19 protein-coding genes are annotated in these 19,231 nt (G+C 32.2%); 7 read left to right on the top strand and 12 right to left on the bottom strand.

Annotated features, from left to right (window positions below; genetic code table 11):
• From MW871_RS04380 to MW871_RS04365, 4 genes are all read right to left on the bottom strand, one after another.
• Positions 1–1,104, bottom strand: a complete 1,104-nt coding sequence (locus tag MW871_RS04380) for a hypothetical protein (protein ID WP_248427688.1) — start codon at positions 1,102–1,104, stop codon at positions 1–3.
• 30 nt (positions 1,105–1,134) lie between these two features.
• Positions 1,135–1,503, bottom strand: coding sequence for a response regulator transcription factor (locus MW871_RS04375; protein ID WP_188051554.1), 369 nt, complete (start codon positions 1,501–1,503; stop codon positions 1,135–1,137).
• 679 nt (positions 1,504–2,182) lie between these two features.
• Positions 2,183–2,947, bottom strand: a complete 765-nt coding sequence (locus tag MW871_RS04370) for a TIGR02757 family protein (RefSeq protein WP_248427687.1) — start codon at positions 2,945–2,947, stop codon at positions 2,183–2,185.
• 50 nt (positions 2,948–2,997) lie between these two features.
• Positions 2,998–3,660, bottom strand: coding sequence for an ABC transporter ATP-binding protein (locus tag MW871_RS04365; protein WP_248427686.1), 663 nt, complete (start codon positions 3,658–3,660; stop codon positions 2,998–3,000).
• Positions 3,661–3,806: 146 nt separating this feature from the next.
• Between MW871_RS04365 and msrA the strand changes: the two genes are divergently transcribed.
• On the top strand, positions 3,807–4,454 hold the full coding sequence (msrA, locus tag MW871_RS04360) for a peptide-methionine (S)-S-oxide reductase MsrA (RefSeq protein ID WP_427854622.1): 648 nt from the start codon (positions 3,807–3,809) through the stop codon (positions 4,452–4,454).
• Between the two features lie 45 nt (positions 4,455–4,499).
• A complete protein-coding gene (locus MW871_RS04355) occupies positions 4,500–4,802 on the top strand; it encodes a hypothetical protein (RefSeq protein WP_248427685.1) in 303 nt (100 codons plus the stop codon).
• A gap of 9 nt (positions 4,803–4,811) precedes the next feature.
• Here the strand turns inward: MW871_RS04355 and MW871_RS04350 are convergent, their stop codons facing one another.
• The 6 genes from MW871_RS04350 to MW871_RS04325 form a co-directional block, all read right to left on the bottom strand.
• Positions 4,812–5,114: a DUF6787 family protein gene (locus tag MW871_RS04350; protein ID WP_248427684.1), complete on the bottom strand. Its 303-nt coding sequence runs from the start codon at positions 5,112–5,114 to the stop codon at positions 4,812–4,814.
• 32 nt (positions 5,115–5,146) lie between these two features.
• Entirely contained in the window at positions 5,147–5,581 is a 435-nt protein-coding gene (locus tag MW871_RS04345; RefSeq protein ID WP_248427683.1) for a DUF6146 family protein, read from the bottom strand.
• Positions 5,582–5,702: 121 nt separating this feature from the next.
• The gene (locus MW871_RS04340; protein WP_248427682.1) at positions 5,703–6,266 is read right to left on the bottom strand and encodes a hypothetical protein; all 564 of its coding nucleotides are present in this window, start codon (positions 6,264–6,266) and stop codon (positions 5,703–5,705) included.
• Between the two features lie 92 nt (positions 6,267–6,358).
• Positions 6,359–7,309, bottom strand: a complete 951-nt coding sequence (locus tag MW871_RS04335; protein WP_248427681.1) for a D-2-hydroxyacid dehydrogenase — start codon at positions 7,307–7,309, stop codon at positions 6,359–6,361.
• Between the two features lie 207 nt (positions 7,310–7,516).
• Complete coding sequence (gene serC / locus MW871_RS04330) at positions 7,517–8,587, bottom strand: 3-phosphoserine/phosphohydroxythreonine transaminase (protein WP_210646809.1); 1,071 nt, start codon at positions 8,585–8,587, stop codon at positions 7,517–7,519.
• Positions 8,588–8,680: 93 nt separating this feature from the next.
• Positions 8,681–9,739, bottom strand: coding sequence for an acyl-CoA reductase (locus tag MW871_RS04325; RefSeq protein ID WP_248427680.1), 1,059 nt, complete (start codon positions 9,737–9,739; stop codon positions 8,681–8,683).
• 133 nt (positions 9,740–9,872) lie between these two features.
• Between MW871_RS04325 and MW871_RS04320 the strand changes: the two genes are divergently transcribed.
• Positions 9,873–10,223 (top strand): 4Fe-4S dicluster domain-containing protein, encoded by a 351-nt coding sequence (locus MW871_RS04320; RefSeq protein ID WP_121925579.1) that lies wholly within the window; start codon positions 9,873–9,875, stop codon positions 10,221–10,223.
• A 73-nt stretch (positions 10,224–10,296) separates the two neighbouring features.
• Here MW871_RS04320 and MW871_RS04315 read toward each other — a convergent pair whose 3' ends face one another.
• The gene (locus tag MW871_RS04315) at positions 10,297–10,833 is read right to left on the bottom strand and encodes a hypothetical protein (protein ID WP_248427679.1); all 537 of its coding nucleotides are present in this window, start codon (positions 10,831–10,833) and stop codon (positions 10,297–10,299) included.
• Between the two features lie 174 nt (positions 10,834–11,007).
• The gene (locus tag MW871_RS04310; RefSeq protein ID WP_248427678.1) at positions 11,008–13,716 is read right to left on the bottom strand and encodes a TonB-dependent receptor; all 2,709 of its coding nucleotides are present in this window, start codon (positions 13,714–13,716) and stop codon (positions 11,008–11,010) included.
• A 314-nt stretch (positions 13,717–14,030) separates the two neighbouring features.
• Between MW871_RS04310 and ychF the strand changes: the two genes are divergently transcribed.
• The 4 genes from ychF (at position 14,031) to MW871_RS04290 (ending at position 19,102) form a co-directional block, all read left to right on the top strand.
• The gene (gene ychF / locus MW871_RS04305) at positions 14,031–15,125 is read left to right on the top strand and encodes a redox-regulated ATPase YchF (protein WP_248427677.1); all 1,095 of its coding nucleotides are present in this window, start codon (positions 14,031–14,033) and stop codon (positions 15,123–15,125) included.
• Positions 15,126–15,378: 253 nt separating this feature from the next.
• On the top strand, positions 15,379–15,903 hold the full coding sequence (locus MW871_RS04300; RefSeq protein WP_248427676.1) for an NADPH-dependent FMN reductase: 525 nt from the start codon (positions 15,379–15,381) through the stop codon (positions 15,901–15,903).
• Between the two features lie 6 nt (positions 15,904–15,909).
• Complete coding sequence (gene pncB, locus MW871_RS04295) at positions 15,910–17,106, top strand: nicotinate phosphoribosyltransferase (protein ID WP_248427675.1); 1,197 nt, start codon at positions 15,910–15,912, stop codon at positions 17,104–17,106.
• Between the two features lie 133 nt (positions 17,107–17,239).
• The gene (locus MW871_RS04290) at positions 17,240–19,102 is read left to right on the top strand and encodes a DNA topoisomerase IV subunit B (RefSeq protein ID WP_188051538.1); all 1,863 of its coding nucleotides are present in this window, start codon (positions 17,240–17,242) and stop codon (positions 19,100–19,102) included.
• Positions 19,103–19,231 lie beyond the last annotated feature (129 nt).

Here is a 19,231-nt window from a genome sequence, read left to right as displayed (position 1 = left end):
TTAATTATTTTCTAAAAAATTAATAATTTTTAAAAAATCAGGATCAGGAAACTCTACTTTAAGCTTGGTAAATTTATCCTTATTAAGTATTTTTAAAATTTTTAAGCTAGAAACTTTAATTTCAAATACTTCAGAATGAATGAAATTTATAATAAATGATTCATCACTTTTTTCATAAAGATTTTCCATCATTTTAAAAAAAGCAATTTGTTCCTCTAAAGTACGTTTTTCAATATTTTCCTTTAATATTTCTTTAGCCTCAATCACATCTAAATAGCTAAGGACTTGAATAGATTCTAATCTTACTTTTTTATTAATATGATTAAGCAGATTAATGATTTCTTCTTTGCATTCAAATTGATTGTATATTTTAGCTAATTTCAAAGCAAAAAACACAACTGATTTATTGTTAGAACGCAACCATAATTTAATATTTGAAATGTTCTTACTTTCTAATCTTTCTAGAACTCCCAACAATTGTATTTGATCCCATTCTGAAAGCGGAGTTTCTAAAAGTTCTAAGAATTTTAAACCTTCAAAATGAAATAAACTAACCATGTAGAGTTGCATTTCTTTTCGCACTTCTCTTCTAGGATGGTTAATATGAAGAATTACCTGATCATATGCTTCTTTTATGTGAAATTGTTTTAATTCTCTTATTCCTTTGGCTATTACATACCACTTTTTATGGTTCAATCGGTTCAAAGCATATTGCATAAGACCACTATGAAAATAGAGTGTCTGAATAGATTCTGCAATTTCACCGGAAATTTCATTTTTTAATTTGATCAATACTGAAATTAATATTTTTCTTTTGTATGATTCGCTCGTTGATCTTTTTAACTGATTGATAATAACTTGTTGTTCTGGACTAATAATTTCTTGCTCATTTCCAGAATATAAATAGTTGATAAGATACGATTCATATTTTTGTTCATACAGTGCTACCGTTCTTTCTTGTTTTCTCAAATGCTTTCTTAAATATCTAAAATAAAAAGTAAGCGGAATAATTACAACCATGAAAAACGCTGACATTATCCAGGTAACTTGAATAATTAGCGAAGATTCGTTAATGTAATTAAAAAGAGATTGATCTATACTCATAGGACAACTTGGCACTGTTTATCAGTTGTATTAACGAAGTAATTTTTTTACTCTAATTATTAATTCATTTGGACTTAAAGGTTTACTCATAAAATCAGTTGCACCCAAATCAAATGCTTTCAATACAATTTCTTCTTGACCTGCTGCTGAAAAAACAATAATAGGAGTAGAGCGCTTTAATTTATTTCGCACATAACTAATTAATTCTAATCCACTAATAAAAGGCATCATAATATCAGTCAAAATTATATGTGGTTCTTGATCCTCAATCAAATCAATTGCTTCTTTTCCATTTGTTGCTGTCAGTATAGTATAGCCCTCTTTTTGCAATCTAAACTTCAGCAATAACAAAAAAACAGAATTGTCTTCTGCGATCAAAACTTTTTTATTAGTGTTCATATTAGTTTTGTATTTTCTGTAGGAGAGTTATTATTTCACACCCTTTTTACTTAGGTATTTTTGGTAAATTATATCCGTTTAGGTTGTAATTTTAACATTAGTTAATCCATCAACGATTCAATCTATACTTTATTTTATAATTGAGTTTGTTTATAATTAATTTAACATTGAAAGGCATTTTACATACGTAAAATTAGTAGCAGCGGTTTAGTATTTTTACAACAAACATTTATTTGATACAATTAAGCATTTTTTAAATTTTAATTTTTTAGATATTACTTTTAAGAATGCAACGGAGATTATAAATTATTGTATTTATTTAATATTTATTAGCCTTTTTTTTAAGCCTTTAGAATCTCTTATATTTCATTGAAAACAGTTTAATAGAATGTTGAATTAAACCCAATAAATAGAAACGCAAGAATCAAATGAAAATTGAATAAAATTGAGTCGTAGTAAATTTACAAAGACCTCTTAAAGCGCATTAATCTCTTTCTTAAATCGAAGTTTATAAGAATGTTTTTTTTGCTAAGACAGAAGTAGGTTTTCATGTTTTACAATATTTAGATAAAATTTTAATATTTGAAGTGCATAAAAGGGTATTGGGATTTTACTACTTTTATTGTTGTCTAAATATAAAGATAATATTAATAAGAATTATAAAATAAGCCTTAGAATACTAGAAACCTTCAAAAACACCCAATCCAAAAAGAGCAAAGTCGTATTTTACAGGATCAATACGATCTAATTTCCGAAGTGCTAGATCCAATTCGCTTACTGCTTTTGCATCATTTTGTTTGCGAGTGAGCAAACCTAGTTTTCGAGCCACATTTCCAGAATGTACATCTAAAGGACAGGATAGCGCAGCGGGAGAAATATTTTTCCATATTCCTAAGTCTACTCCTTTATTGTCTTGGCGAATCATCCACCGTAAATACATATTAATTCTTTTTGCTGCCGAATTGTTCAGTGGATCTGAAATGTGTTTTTGAGTTCTATTTTGGTGTGGAATCTCAAAAAACAATTTTTTGAATTCATGGATGCTTTTTTGCATGGAATCCTTTTCTTGATTTGTGCTAAAAACGACTTCTAAACCACCATGATTTTGGTAAATATGTTTTAAACTTCTAATGAAGCAAGAAAAATCAGCTCCGTTAAAAGTGCGATGTACAAAAGCATCTAAAGCCTCTAAATTATCTTGACTATGAGACATTACAAAATCATACGGAGCATTTCCCATCAAATCCATCATTCGATGTGAATTCTTAATTATCATTTTACGATTTCCCCAAGCAATAGTAGCACTCAGAAAACCAGCAATTTCTATATCTTCTTTTTGTGAAAATAAATGTGGAATTTGCACAGGATCGCTTTCTATAAAATCAAGTGTGTTGTACTGATGTACTTTTTCGTCTAAAAAATCTTTAAGCTCCGATTGTGTCATTGTTAGAATTTAGTTAGCGAGAAATAAATAGTGTTTCAACTTTTAGAAACCTAATTGCTTATTTGTCCGTCAACCATTATTAATTTTCTATCAGCCATATTTGCTAAATCTTCATTGTGTGTTACAATCACAAAAGTTTGGCCCAATTCATCTCTTAATTTAAAAAATAATTGGTGCAAGTTTTCCGCCGAAGCAGTGTCTAGATTTCCAGATGGTTCATCCGCAAAAATGATAGCAGGTTTATTAATTAACGCTCTCGCTACAGCCACACGTTGTTGCTCACCACCAGATAATTCATTGGGTTTATGATTAATTCTATGAGAAAGTCCAAGATAATCTAACAATTTTTTGGCTTCTATTTCTGTTTCATTTTTAGGTTTATTGGCAATATAAGCAGGAATACATACATTCTCTAAAGCAGTAAATTCAGGAAGCAATTGATGAAACTGAAAAATAAAACCTAAATTAAGATTTCTAAATTTTGATAACGTCTTATCATTCATCGTTAGAATATCTTCATTGTTAATTCGTAATTCGATGCCACTTTCTGCAGTAGGTTTGTCCAAGGTTCCAAGGATTTGCAAAAGAGTCGTTTTACCTGCTCCAGATGCGCCAACTATAGAAACAATTTCCCCTTTTTGGATATGTAAATCCACTCCTTTTAGAACATGAAGTTGATCGTAATATTTATGTAGATTTTTAGTCTGTATCATTTTTAAACTATTTATACAAAGAAACAAAGATTTTAATGATTATGAATTCCATCACCTACTATTTTACTTTGACAAACTATAAACTTTAGTTAATGAAACCTAAATCATCTTAATTATTGAATAAATTTGGAGATAGAACACAAATTATGAAAAAAATAATTGGAACTTTTTTGGCATTAGTTTCACTTTCATCTTGTGCTAAACAAAAGAATATTTTAGTGCCAAAAAGTATAGAATCAAAAAATATGGAAACAAAAGATAGAATGGAAGTAGCAACATTTGCGGGTGGTTGTTTCTGGTGTACAGAAGCAGTATTTTTAGAGTTAAGTGGTGTAAAAAGTGTTGTCTCGGGATACATCGGTGGCAAAACGCTAAATCCTACGTATAAAGAAATTAGTAATGGCGACACAGGTCATGCCGAAGCGATCGAAATTACCTTTGATCCTACGAAAATATCATTTGGTGAACTATTAGAAATCTTTTTTGCTACCCACGATCCAACGACTTTAAATCGACAAGGAAATGATATAGGCACACAATACCGTAGTGAGATATTTTACAACAATCCCGATCAAAAACAATTGTCAGAGGATTATATTGCCTTGATGACCACTGAAAATACTTTTGGAAAACCAATAGTTACCAAAATTACTCCGGCAACTACTTTTTATGTAGCCGAAGAGTATCATCAAAATTATTACAATCAAAATAAAACCCAAGGATATTGCAGTTATGTAATTACTCCTAAAATTGATAAATTAAAAAAATTGTATCGAGAGAAACTCAAAAAATAATTGGCATTAGTTTTGTTAGTTGTTCTGTGAAATTTTAAAATAAATATGAGAGAACAAACACAATTTATCGCAGTTGATAATAAAAAGAGAGATCTAGTTTTGGGAATTCTATTTGATGCCATTGGAATGCTGTCATTTACAGTTCCTTTAATTGGAGAATTTTCAGATGTGATTTGGGCACCTTTAGCCGGTTTTTTAATGACCTGGATGTATAAAGGAACTATCGGAAAAGTAGGAGGGACTATCGCATTTCTTGAGGAGATATTACCATTTACTGATTTTATTCCTACGTTTACATTAACTTGGATTTACAACTATCTAATAAAAAACAAAACGCCCAATAATTAGGGCGTTTTTTTATTCTTTAAAAAGAAATCCTAACCCCATTCGTTTTAGCATTTTTTTTTCAAAAGCCCAAAAAAATTGGAATTGACCAAATAAAAAACCAATTGTTACTAGAAGTACTTGATAGATAGGAAAGATTAAAAGCAAGCGAATAGGGGTAAACCAGTACCCTAAATCTTCATGATTAATTCCCAGCCATATACAAAAAGGTTTTGACAACCATGCCGAAGCTGATCCTGTAATCGCAAAAACAATAAATATTACTGTAAGTTGTAAATTGGTTTCAATTCCCCAACGCTTTTTTAAATTGTTCATCTTTATTTATAATGAATACAAATATAAGAAGATTATCGTAAGGGTACGTAGCCAAAAAGTTTTTGTTTATAGGTATTTTGAAAATAAACCATATAGTTATAAATTAAATAATTTACTTCATATCCATAATCAATATTGGGATCGTAATTTATAGACATTTCATATAAATTAGGATTATAGCGTAATGGTTGTGCGGTACGATTATTCCATTCGCTCACCCAAATTTTATTTTTACTTTCTAAATAAGTCTGGGAATGATAATCTCTTGGATAAGCATTGGTGAGAAGCCAAGAACTAAAACCAGCGTCAATAATCAAAACTTCGTATTCTAGTTTGTCATTGGCAATCCTAATAGTATCACCAGATGAAGCTGTTGTTTTTTCTTTAGCAGGAATGACAGCCTTTGAACTAGTACAGCCAATTAGAATACAAATGATAACTGTCAAAATATAAATAATATTTTTCATAACTTGAGAATTAAGACCATAAAGTTACGAATTATAAAGGACTGATTGTCAGTTTTTTTAAGGCATTAAAAAGTCATTTACTTTTGATAAATGACTTTTTATGGATTTATTTTAATCTGTTTTATTTACCGAATAGTTTCCCCAAAATAGATCCCATACTACCACTTTTTTTAGTAACTGCTTCTATTGCATCAGACATATCTACTTTTCCATCAGCATTTTGATCTAAACCAAATTGTCCTCCATATTTAGATATAGCCTCCATAATTCCGGAATTTTGTCCCGATCCACCCGAAATGGCCGTTATTAAATCTGAAATCTCAAAACTAGAATCGTTTGGGTTTTTAGCTTTGCCAATCAACGATCCCAGGATTTTAGGAATCATGCTACCGGCTACTCCTGAAGCTACCTCATTGCTTAAACCAAATTTGTTGCCCAGGTTTCCTGTAAGTTGCTCTGTAAGTTTTTGAACGGCTGGATTCGAACTGTCCTGCGCATTATTTCCGCTGAACAAACTTGCAAACTGCTCCGTGCCTCCTTCCGAAACCATTTTTTGTAGCCCAGAAAGAATAGAGCTACTCGCTTCGTTCATTACGGCTTCGTTTTGTTCGTTTGGAATCGCGTTATTTTTAACAACGGCATCATTACCATACTGTTGTACTAACTGTGTTAATTGTTTAAACATGAGATTTACGATTAGATTAGACTCAAATTTAATAAAAAAAAAGGATTTATTAATCGAGTTAATAAATCCTTTTTTAAGAAATAATGTAAAAACTATTTCAATAAACTAATGATTTGCGAAGCAAGTTCAGTACCAATTCTATCTTGAGCTTCTCCTGTTGCAGCACCAATATGTGGTGTCAATGAGATTTTATGATTCATTAAGATGGCCATTTCTGGAGTAGGTTCACTTTCAAAAACATCTAATCCAGCAAATAATACTTTTCCGCTATCCAATGCTTTTACTAATGCAACTTCGTCTATAACACCACCTCGAGCACAGTTAACAATTCCTACGCCATCTTTCATGATCGCTAATTCCTTTTCACTAATAATATAGCCGTCTTGAGCAGGAACGTGTAATGTAATAAAATCGGCTTCTTTAAAAACAGATTCTAATGATTGTGAAACAATTGTAGTAGTTATAGATTGTCCATCAAAAAACTCAACTTTAATAGCAACTTTAGGGATAAAACTGTCTGCCGCAATAACTTTCATTCCTAATCCCAGAGCCATTTTAGCAGTCGCTTGACCAATGCGTCCAATTCCTACTATACCAAGCGTTTTTCCTCTTAATTCGATTCCGTTTGCATACGCTTTTTTCAAACCATCAAAATTCGTGTCCCCTTCTAAAGGCATATTTCTATTAGAATCATGCAAAAAACGAACACCAGAAAACAAGTGAGCAAAAACTAATTCCGCTACAGATTCTGAGGATGAAGCGGGTGTATTTATCACATGAATTCCTTTGCTTTTAGCATAATCCACATCAATATTATCCATCCCAACACCACCTCGACCAATTATTTTTAAACCAGGACAAGCATCAATAATATCTTGACGCACTTTAGTCGCACTTCGCACTAAAACAACATCAATATTATTGTCATTTACAAAGTTAGCGACTTGTTCTTGCGCTACTTTTGTAGTAATTACTTCAAAACCACCTTTTTCTAAAGCTAGAATTCCACTTTTCGAAATTCCGTCATTGGCTAATACTTTCATTATTTATATCATTGCGAGAAACAAAGTGATTTGGTTCTCATAGTTAATTTTGTTGTTTTATTAGGAGCTATTTCCTGCTATCCGCTGCAATCTTTTTATTCGCCAAAAGGCTCACAAAAAGGATTTTCACTACTATCAGGGCTAGCGTTTTCGTAAATTAGTCTATTTTTTAAATTTTATTTACTCCTTGTTTCAAAGAGTTTGAATTTAAATTTTAGACTCTAGTTCTTTCATTACATCAACTAATACTTGAACGCTTTCCAACGGAAGAGCATTGTACATAGAAGCTCTGTAGCCACCTACAGAACGGTGTCCTGGTAGGCCAGAAATTCCCGCAGCTTTCCACATCGCATCAAATGTTGCTGCATGCGCTTCATCATTCAACAAGAAAGTAGCATTCATATTAGAACGATCTTCAACCGCTGCTGCACCTCTAAATAATGGATTTCTATCTATTTCTGCGTAAAGCAAAGCTGCTTTAGCATTATTAATTTTCTCAATTGCTGCTATTCCGCCAAGGTTTTTTAACCATTGCAACGTCAATAAAGACGCATAAATAGGAAAAACTGGAGGTGTATTATACATACTTTCTGCTTTAATATGCTTAGCATAATCTAGCATACTTGGAATTATTCTTCCGTTTTTACCTAGAATTTCTTCCTTGATCACCACCAAAGTAGCTCCAGCAGGTCCCATATTTTTTTGGGCTCCCGCATAAATAAGATCAAATTGAGAAAAGTCTAATTGTCTAGAAAAAATATCAGAACTCATGTCGCATACTAAAAGTGTATCTACAGAAGGAAATTCCTTCATTTGAGTACCATAAATAGTGTTGTTACTGGTGCAATGAAAATAATCGACATCTGTTGGGATGTTGTATCCTTTAGGAATGTGATTGTAGCTTTCCTCTTTTGAAGAACCTACAATAAGAGTTTCACCAAAAAGTTTGGCTTCTTTAATAGCTCCACTCGCCCAAGTTCCGGTATCAAGATAAGCGGCTTTTCCGTTTTCTTTCATTAAGTTGTAAGGAACCATTAAAAATTCTAAGCTTGCTCCGCCAGCGAGAAATAAGGCGCTATATCCTTTTCCTTCTAGGCCTAAAAGCTCAATAACAAGGGCTCGAGCTTCCTCCATAACAGCAACAAAATCTTTGCTTCTGTGTGACATTTCTAAAAGAGATAATCCCGAATCGTTGAAATTTAAAATTGCTTGTGCTGATTTTTCAAAAACTTCTTGTGGTAAAATGCAGGGTCCTGCGCTGTAGTTGTGTTTTTTCATGGTGTAGTTTGTATCCGAAAAATTAAAGTGCAAATTTCGCAAATAGGACTCAAAAAATCGCTACTTATTTCGAAATTATTAAACATAATTATACTACGTTGTTATCAAAAACGAAATTGTATCTATGTTATCTGCGTAATTCCATAATTCTGGTTTTTGAGTTTGACCAAAAGCAATACTGTTTTTTACTAAATCATTGCTTACCACACACTGTATTTGTTCACTTTCTAATTCTATTCTGGCTTCTAATTCTTCTATGTTATTATAATATTCATAAAAAACGCTAGAAATAGGTGAGGCGTGGCTTGGGTCTTCCTTTAAAGTCAAAAAACCGTTATCTAGTAATTTAAAATTACTCATTAAGAAAACGGCTTTGTTGTAATCGTAATTATTAGCGTATTTTTCATAATGAATCACGTCTTGATATTCAAAAATGGCTTCGAAAAAAGCTACAAACGAGTAGTCTTTTGGAACAAAAAGTTTAGATACGTTTCGACATCCTAATCCAAAATATCTAAAGATATCTTCACCCAAAGCCCAAAGCTGCTCTTTAGTTTCAGAACCATTCAAAATGGCAACAGAATTTCTGCTTTTTCTGATTATTGAAGGTTTGTCCTTAAAATAAAACTCAAAATAACGCGCCGTATTATTACTTCCGGTAGCAATTACGGCATCAAAATTTTCTAATTTTCCTTCAATAAATTTTATTTTATTAGCCAATTGTGGTTCGACAGCTATTATGTATTTCGCTAAAAAAGGTAATAAATGTTGGTCATTTGATGATGTTTTAACGAGCACATTATTTCCTGTAATTAAAACCGAAAGAAAATCGTGAAAACCTACTAAAGGGATATTTCCAGCTAGTATTAAAGCAACATTTTTAACTTTATTTTTTTGTAAATCATAAGCAGAAAGCCATTGGCTTAAATTTTCTTCGGTAAGCGCTTCTGCCCAAGATTGTATCGAAAAATAAACTTGTTCGGGAGTGTACCATCCATTATGTGACTGTGATAATTGGATCAAATCAATAAAAGCATCAAAAAAGGTTTCATTGTGTAATACAGCCGGATTTTTTAAAGTTTGATTTTCTGAAAATTGATTTAAGAATTTTCCTAATTCAACAAAAACACTTTTTTTTGTTTCTAATGTCATAATGTTTGCTTATGAAAAGTTTTGATTGTAATTTTGCACAAAAATAAGGATAAAGTACTAGGCTTTGTAAAAAAAACTTAAGTTTTAAAATCAAATCCTATACATTTTTATTTATACTTTAAAACAAAGAACAATGGCAATTATTATAACAGACGAATGTATCAATTGTGGTGCTTGTGAACCAGAGTGCCCAAATACAGCAATATACGAAGGAGCGGACGATTGGAGATACAAAGATGGAACCAAACTAAAAGGAAAAATTATCTTACCTGATGGTACTGAAGTTGATTCTGATGAGGCTCAAACTCCTATTTCTGATGAAGTTTATTACATTGTTCCAGGTAAATGTACGGAATGTAAAGGTTTTCATGATGAACCACAATGTGCTGCAGTTTGTCCTGTAGATTGTTGTATTCCTGATGATAATCATGTTGAGTCAGAAGAAACATTACTAAACAGACAAGCGTTTTTGCATAATGAATAATTTTATATTCATTTAAGACATAAAAAAAACCGGAGCAATAAACTCCGGTTTTTTTTATATCTTAAAATAATAATTATTCTTTTACCATGATGTAAGTAGTAACTTTTACCTGATCTGTATTATCATCGTATGTTTCTAAAACTAGATCACCATTACTATTAAAGTAACCAAATGAAGTCGTGTCTTTTGTTTTATAAATATAATTGTTGTTTTTTGTTTTTCTTAAAACTCCTTTTTCTTTTCCTCCAGGAAAAATAAAATTATATCCTTTTTGATCTAGAGCAACTTGATATTTTTGTCCATTAAGTTCGTAATAGGCAGATCGGTCAATGTCTACCATATTAGTTACTCCATCAGCTGTTACTGCTGTAGTTGAAATTACTTGAACAGGGGTTTGTTGTATTTCTTTGTTTAATGCATTAGAGTCGGCATCTTTTAATTCAATATTTTGAACTTCTTTTAATTTTTCAGTTTTTACAATCTTTTTTTCACCTTTAGAGTCTTTTACAGTAGTTACAGTAGTTTTTACTTCTGATTTTACATTTTTATTTTGTGCCTGAATAGTTAAAGAAAATAAAACTGCAGTTATTCCTAGTATTATCGTTTTCATAATGTATAATTTTAGTGATTAATATTAAGTAAAAATACTGTATATTAGTGAGTTAACTATTGTATAATTCTCTAAAAAAGTTATATCATTCACGGAATTATATTTTTAATTTATTTTTCACCATAAAAAAAGAGCTGTTATAAAACAGCCCTTTTAGAAAAAAATCAAATTTTGTTAGAAACTAAATCCTAGCCTCGCGTAATAATATGCTCCGCTAAAACCCATTTGAACAGCATCCCAATATCCTCCACCTTCAACCCAGTCATCTTGTTGATCTGGATAAACATTTAGTAAATTGTTAGCTCCAATAGTAATTTTTGCTGATTTACTTAATTTATATCCTAATGTTAAATCAGTAACGATTTTTGCGCTATAGGTATCCGTTGCTGCTTTTACTTGATTTGCGAAAGAACCATAATCGGCTACATCTTCGTCCATTTGGTAGTCAAGTAATTTTACTTCACTGAATCTGGTAAAGGCTAATCCTGCGTCGAAAGCTTTTCTGTTGTAATTGAAGTTTAAACCAAATTTATTATTTGGAGCAGACGCTAATAAAAATCCTTTATCACGTTCGCCAAAAAATGCATTTGCTGGTAAATTGCCATTTTTAACTTTGTCAATTTTCATATCATTGATATTTCCTACTAGCGTTATACCAAATTTATTGTCATTAATTGTCTTTTTCCAAGCTAAAACTACATCAAGACCAGCTGTTTTTGTGTCTACTCCGTTTACGAAAAATTGCGCTTTGTCAACTCCGATCCCTAAAGGTTTTGCATCAAAATAACCGGTTAACACAATTCTATCTTTTACATTAATAATATAACCATCTACAGTTGCAGTAAAATCACCGTAATTAGCTGTAAATCCTAATGAAGCATTTACTGCTTTTTCTTCATTTAATTTTTGAATTCCAAATGATTTTGTAACTGGACTATTGTTTGGAGAAAGCAAAACTTCTGTTGCTCCAGCGGAACTGAAATTTGTAAAACGTAAATTATAATATACTTGTGCTAATGATGGTGCGCGGAAACCCGTACTTACAGAACCTCTAATATTGATATTTTTGTTGGCTTTTAATCGCATTGCCAATTTACCATTTAAAGTGCTGCCAAAATCACTGTAGTTTTCAAAACGAACTGCTCCACTTACTAAAAAAGCTTCTGTAATGTCTAATTCTGCATCCGTATATAAAGATAAATTAGTTCTACTTCTATCAACTTCGTTAATCGGACTGTATCCTGGAAATCCTTGTGATCCTCCTGGTCTTGGCAAGGTCATAGGAGAGTCTGGATCCGCTGGGTCATAATCAGGATTTGGAATTGATGGAATTGTCTGAGTCAAAGGATCAGTTATTGGCTTTCTATTGATGTCGTAAGTTGCGTAAGATCCTTCTTCGCCAGCAAAAATATTAAATTTCTCCGTTCTAAATTCAGCTCCAAAAGCTAAGTTTAAGCCATTCATTACAGTGCTATAATTTTTCGATATATCAAAATTAGTAGTGTTTTGGCTTAAGCTGTGTCCTCCAGCATCAAACTCTGTTGGTGAAGCGCCTTCTAGCGAAGCATTGATTGTTCCTTTGGTATAGTAGTGAAAAAGATTTTTTCCATACGTATTACTAATATCAATTTTCCAACCACCAGCAGTCTCAGTTCTGAAACCGGCAGCCATAGAATTATCGATTATATTTGACGTGATTCTAGGTGTAAAGCCTCCTGGATATATAGACTCTACCACGCGTGGTCCGTCAGTACGAGTAAATGCATAAGCATCAGTATCTCTAAAATTTCTTCCGCCAAAAGCATAGAATTCTGTTTTATCTGAAATAGGAATTACCATATTTGCAAAAATATTAAAACCTTGAATGGCCGCTTCACCAAACCCTTTTCTAAAATCAAATCCTGGACGTAATGTTTTATTTTTGTTGATATACTCCGTAGTAAAGTTGGCAAAACCACCTTTTTCGCCAATAGCAACACCATAATTTGCGGCTACTTTTACAGATCCTCCATCAAAAGATTGATTTTTTCCAAAAGTATTTCCGTTGCCATTTTTATCCAAACGATATCCTTTTGTATTTGCTGTTCCAGTAGGAAAGTCTCCTTTTGCATTGGTATTAAAGGCGCCATAAGTTACTGTTCCTGTTAGTTCGTTAACATCGTCATTTAGTACTATATTGATAACACCCGCAATAGCATCAGAACCATATTGAGCCGCAGCTCCATCTCTAAGAATTTCTATCCTTTTAATAGAAGAGGCAGGAATAGCATTTAAATCAGTTCCTGTATTTCCACGGCCACGTGTTCCAAAAAGATTGATTAAAGACGATTGATGTCTTCTTTTTCCGTTAATTAAAACTAAGGTTTGATCGGGACCTAAACCTCTTAACGAAGCAGGATCTACGTGATCGGCACCATCAGATCCTGATTGTTTATTAGCATTAAAGGAAGGAGCTACATACTGTAGTAATTCATTAATTTCTAGTTTACCACTTTGAGTGGTTACATCTTTTACACTTATAATGTCAATAGGAACGGCAGAATTGACAACCGTTCTTTTAGTATTTCGGGAACCAACTATTTGAACTTCTTGTAAAACTTGTCCGCCTTCTTCAGAGAGGGTAACATTAATCGTAGAATTTGTTGCAGCTCTTTCAGTATTAGAAAATCCAACATAACTATAAACTAGTGTTGCACCTTCGTTCACTTTTATTTTATATGCTCCGTTTGAATCAGTTGAAACTCCATTAGAAGTCCCTTTTTCGATAATATTAACACCAGGTAAACCAATACCTGTATTGTCTTTTACAATCCCTGAAATTTCTTTTTGGGCAAAAAGAAACGAGACGTTCAACAGAAAAAGTAGTAGAATAAATTTTTTCATAATCAGTTAGTTTTGGTTTTGGTTAGAAGTAATTAGTACTGCAATATAATATTTTTTTAACATAATTTTGGTAAACGGAAGTATTTTGATAAATAATTTATCATTTAGCTTTTATTAAGCTATAAAATTATCAAAATAATAAATTGTTATAAAAAAACGTATTTTAAATGCAAAATGTTTTAAAAATAAATAACAAGGGCATTAATTTAATGATTATGCTACCAAACATTTATTAAATCTTATATTTGCAGACTTTAAAAAGAAATTATAAAAAAACGCGTAGCGGGCAACTGCTATTTGTAAACTTAAATAGTATGAAAGCAGGAATTGTAGGGTTACCAAATGTTGGAAAATCAACATTATTTAATTGTTTGTCAAATGCAAAGGCGCAAAGTGCTAATTTTCCTTTTTGTACTATCGAGCCCAACATAGGAGTTGTAAACGTACCAGATCCAAGAATAGAAAAACTAGAGGAATTAGTAAAACCAGAGCGTGTTCAAATGGCTACTGTTGATATTGTAGATATTGCAGGATTGGTAAAAGGAGCTAGTAAAGGAGAAGGTTTAGGAAATCAATTTCTTGGAAACATTAGAGAGTGTAACGCTATTATTCACGTTTTACGTTGTTTTGATAACGATAATATCGTTCACGTTGATGGAAATGTAAACCCAATTCGTGACAAAGAAACGATTGATATTGAGTTGCAATTAAAAGACTTAGAAACGGTTGAAAAACGTTTAGAAAAAGTAAATCGTGCTGCTAAAACTGGAAATAAAGAAGCACAAACTGAAAAAGCACTTTTAGATCGTATCAGAGAAGCATTGTTACAAGCAAAATCAGCTCGTACCATTACACCTCAAGGTAATGATGAAGAAGTTTTGATGGAATCTTTCCAATTAATTACAGCAAAACCAGTTTTGTATGTTTGTAATGTAGATGAAAATTCAGCAGTTAGCGGAAATAAATATGTAGATCAAGTTCGCGAATTAGTAAAAGATGAAGATGCTGAAGTTATTATACTTTCTGTAGGAGCTGAAGCTGACATCACGGAGCTTGAAAGCTACGAAGAGCGTCAAGTTTTCTTAGAAGATATGGGATTGAGCGAGCCAGGTGCATCTGTTTTAATCCGTGCAGCTTACAAATTATTAAAACAACAAACCTACTTTACCGCAGGTGTAAAAGAAGTTCGCGCTTGGACCATCAATATTGGTTCAACTGCGCCACAAGCAGCAGGAGTGATTCATACTGATTTTGAAAAAGGTTTTATCCGTGCAGAAGTTATTGCTTACGAAGATTTCGTTCATTACGGTTCAGAAGCTAAATGTAAAGAAGCAGGAAAATTCAAAGTAGAAGGAAAAGAATATATCGTAAAAGATGGTGATGTAATGCATTTCCGTTTTAACGTATAATAAGATATTTTACAAAGAAAAATAGAAACTGCTAAAGAAATTTAGCGGTTTTTTTTGTACCTATTTCCAGCTTTCTGTTTCAAGATTTTCCTAGAAAGCTTTTTTTTCTAAGAGCATAAAGGAGCTTCTTCCAGTCGCTCTTTCTGGTCAAGAAAAAAATAAGCTTTCTTGAAAAATGCTTTACACTACAATCTGGGGTAAAAAGGGATTGCTACAATTTATTTTTTAGTACATTTAAGAAAAATAAATTTTTATGAAAATTATAGCTTTTGGCGCAAGTTCAAGTAATGACTCTATTAATAAAAAATTAGCCACTTACGCAGCTTCCTTATTCAAAAATGCGGAAGTAGAAATACTCGATTTAAACGATTTCCAGATTCCGCTATTTAGTATTGATGTAGAAAAAGAAACAGGAAAACATAGTGTGGCACAAGCTTTTTTAGACAAGATTAATACTGCTGATATTTTGGTAGTTTCTATGGCAGAACATAACGGAAATTACGCTGCGGCTTTTAAGAATATTTTTGATTGGTGCACCAGAATTAGAAAAGATGTTTTTCAAGACAAACCAATGCTTTTAATGTCAACTTCTACGGGAGCAAATGGTGCAACCAGCGTTTTAGGAGTTGCTAAAAATGCATTTCCTTTTTATGGAGGAAATGTAAAAGCGACATTCTCCTTACCAAGTTTTGAGGCTAATTTTGATATTGAAAAAGAAGAAATTAAAAACGATAAGATGCGAAATGAACTTCAAAAAATAATCGCAGATAATTTTTAAAAATATATGACTTCAGTACGATTACATTCCATTTTAGATAATGACTTTTACAAATTTACGATGCAACATGCTGTCATCAAACTTTTTCCAAAGGCTAAAGTTCGGTACGCATTTATTAATCGTGGTAAACATCAATTTCCAACTCATTTCGCTGACTTACTTCGTAAAGCAGTTGATCAAATGATTTATTTGAAATTGACAGTAACCGAAAAAAAATTCCTTGCCGATAATTGTCCTTATTTGGATCCAACTTATTTGGATTTTTTACAAGGCTATCAATACGATCCTACCGAAGTTTCCATTGAGCAGGAGGGAAGTGACTTGAAAGTAGTTATTGAAGGATATTGGTACCGAACGATTCTTTGGGAAGTTCCCTTGATGGCTTTAATTTCTGAGCTTTTTTATACTTCTCAAAATTTAATTCGTGTGGACGATGAAGAAGTAAAACGAATCACCAAAGAAAAAATACAGAATTATAATGATTTAGGAGTTGTAATTTTAGAATTCGGAACGCGTCGCCGTCATTCTTATAAAGTCCAAAAATTGGTTAACGAAACCTTAGATACTTTTGGTGCAAATAGTTTTTTAGGAACAAGTAACGTGCATTTAGCCATGTTACAAAACAGAAAACCATCGGGAACACATGCTCACGAATGGTTTATGTATCATGCTTCGGAATACGGATTTAAAGTAGCGAATGCGGTTAGTCTCGAAAATTGGACAAAAGTATACCAAGGAGATTTAGGGATTGCCTTAACGGATACATACACAACCGAAGTGTTTTTTGAACAGTTTAATAAAAAGTTTTCCAAACTTTTTGACGGTGTTCGACACGATAGTAGCGATCCAATTGAGTTTGCCAAAAAAACAATTGAGCATTACGAAAAAATGGGAATTGATCCGAAATCAAAAATTATTGTTTTCTCCGACTCTTTGAATTTTGAAAAAGTAAAAGTCATTGCTGATTTTTGTAGAGGAAAGATAAAAATGTCTTTCGGGATTGGAACAAATCTTAGTAATGATGTAGGTTTGCCAGCTATGAATATGGTAATTAAACTTACTGATACCAAACCTGAAAACAGTCATTGGGAAGCTGTTGTGAAATTATCAGATGAGAAAAATAAACATACAGGAACTCCAAAAATGATTGCTTTGGCACAACAAGTTTTAGGAATAGAATCTTTAAATGAATCGATTTTATAAAGGTCAAATCATTTTTAATAATTTTGAAGTGTAGCTCTTTTAAAATATATTGAGATATCCTATATTAGCACACTCAATACCATACAAAAAAGCTAAGGCTAATAGAACGAAGTTAAAATCCACAAAATAGAAAATGTCCGATCAAAATCAATATACCGAAGATAATATTCGGTCACTCGACTGGAAAGAACACATTCGCATGCGTCCCGGAATGTATATCGGGAAACTTGGAGATGGTTCCTCGCCAGATGATGGTATTTATATTCTTTTAAAAGAGGTTTTAGACAACTGTATCGATGAATTTGCGATGGGAGCTGGAAAAACCATCGAAGTAACTATTAGAGATAAAACAGTTTCGGTTCGGGATTATGGTCGTGGAATCCCGTTAGGCAAAGTAGTTGATGTCGTTTCTAAAATGAATACGGGAGGAAAATACGATTCCAAAGCCTTCCAGAAATCAGTCGGTTTAAATGGTGTTGGTACCAAAGCAGTAAATGCTTTGTCTGATTATTTTCGTGTGGAATCCGTTCGTGACGAAAAACAAAAAGCAGCAGAATTCTCCGCTGGAAATTTAGTTTTAGAAGAAGATATAATCGAAACCACTAAGCGAAAAGGAACGAAAGTTACTTTTACGCCCGATGAAACTATTTTTAAGAATTACAAATTCCGTTTAGAGTATGTTATTAAAATGGTCAAAAATTATTGTTACTTAAACAATGGTTTGACGATTATTTTTAATGGAGAAAAATACTATTCTGAAAACGGACTTAAAGATTTATTAGAAGCTACGATTAACGCTGAAGATTTAGAATATCCTATCATTCACCTGAAAGGAGAGGATATCGAAATGGCATTAACGCATAGTAAAACACAATATAGCGAGGAATACCACTCTTTTGTAAACGGTCAAAACACCACTCAAGGAGGAACCCATTTAGTAGCATACCGTGAAGCAATTGTAAAAACCATTAGAGAGTTTTACAATAAAAGTTTTGAAGCCTCTGATGTTCGTAAATCGGTTGTAAGTGCGATTAGTATTAAAGTAATGGAACCTGTTTTTGAGTCACAAACCAAAACTAAATTGGGTTCTACAGATATAGGTTCAGATCCAGGAATGCCTTCGGTACGAACTTTTGTAAATGATTTTGTGAAAACAAAATTAGATAATTATTTACACAAGAATCCGGTTACTGCAGAAGCATTATTGCGTAAAATTTTGCAAGCTGAAAGAGAACGTAAGGAATTATCAGGAATTAGAAAACTCGCTACAGATCGTGCTAAAAAAGCAAATCTTCACAATAAAAAATTGAGAGATTGCCGCGCGCATCTTCCAGACACCAAAAACCCAAGAAATTTAGAGAGCACACTTTTTATAACTGAGGGAGATTCTGCTTCGGGATCGATTACAAAATCCCGTGATGTTAATACACAAGCCGTTTTTAGTTTACGAGGAAAGCCATTGAACTCCTACGGAATGAGTAAAAAAATTGTTTATGAAAATGAAGAATTCAACTTATTACAAGCGGCGCTAGATATTGAAGATGGATTAGAAAAATTACGTTATAACAATATTGTAATTGCAACTGATGCGGATGTCGATGGAATGCACATTCGATTGTTGTTGATTACTTTTTTCCTTCAGTTTTTTCCTGAATTGATAAAAGAAGGACACTTGTATATTTTGCAAACACCTCTTTTTAGAGTTAGAAACAAGAAAGAAACGATTTATTGTTATTCAGACGACGAACGAAAAGAAGCGATTGAAAAATTGAAACCTAAACCAGAAATTACCCGATTTAAAGGTTTGGGAGAGATTTCGCCAGATGAGTTCAAAAACTTCATTGGAGAAACTATTCGTTTAGATCCTGTAATGATGGATAAAAATACGTCGATTGAGCAATTATTGTCTTTTTATATGGGTAAAAATACGCCTGACAGACAAGAATTTATCATTAAGAATTTGAAGGTGGAATTGGATGTGATTGAAAAGAACTAATAATAATATAATTATATGATACGTAAAAAAGAGATGTTTTATCTGGTTATTGCTTTTGTTGTTGGACTTGCTACTGCATTTATGATTTTTAAAAATTAAAAAAAAATCGAGATTGAATTAGATTTTTAA

It is taken from the genome of Flavobacterium pygoscelis (assembly GCF_023162025.1).
GTDB lineage: Bacteria > Bacteroidota > Bacteroidia > Flavobacteriales > Flavobacteriaceae > Flavobacterium > Flavobacterium pygoscelis.
Note: the sequence above shows the minus strand (reverse complement) of the source record. Positions and strands in the feature narration are given on the sequence as shown.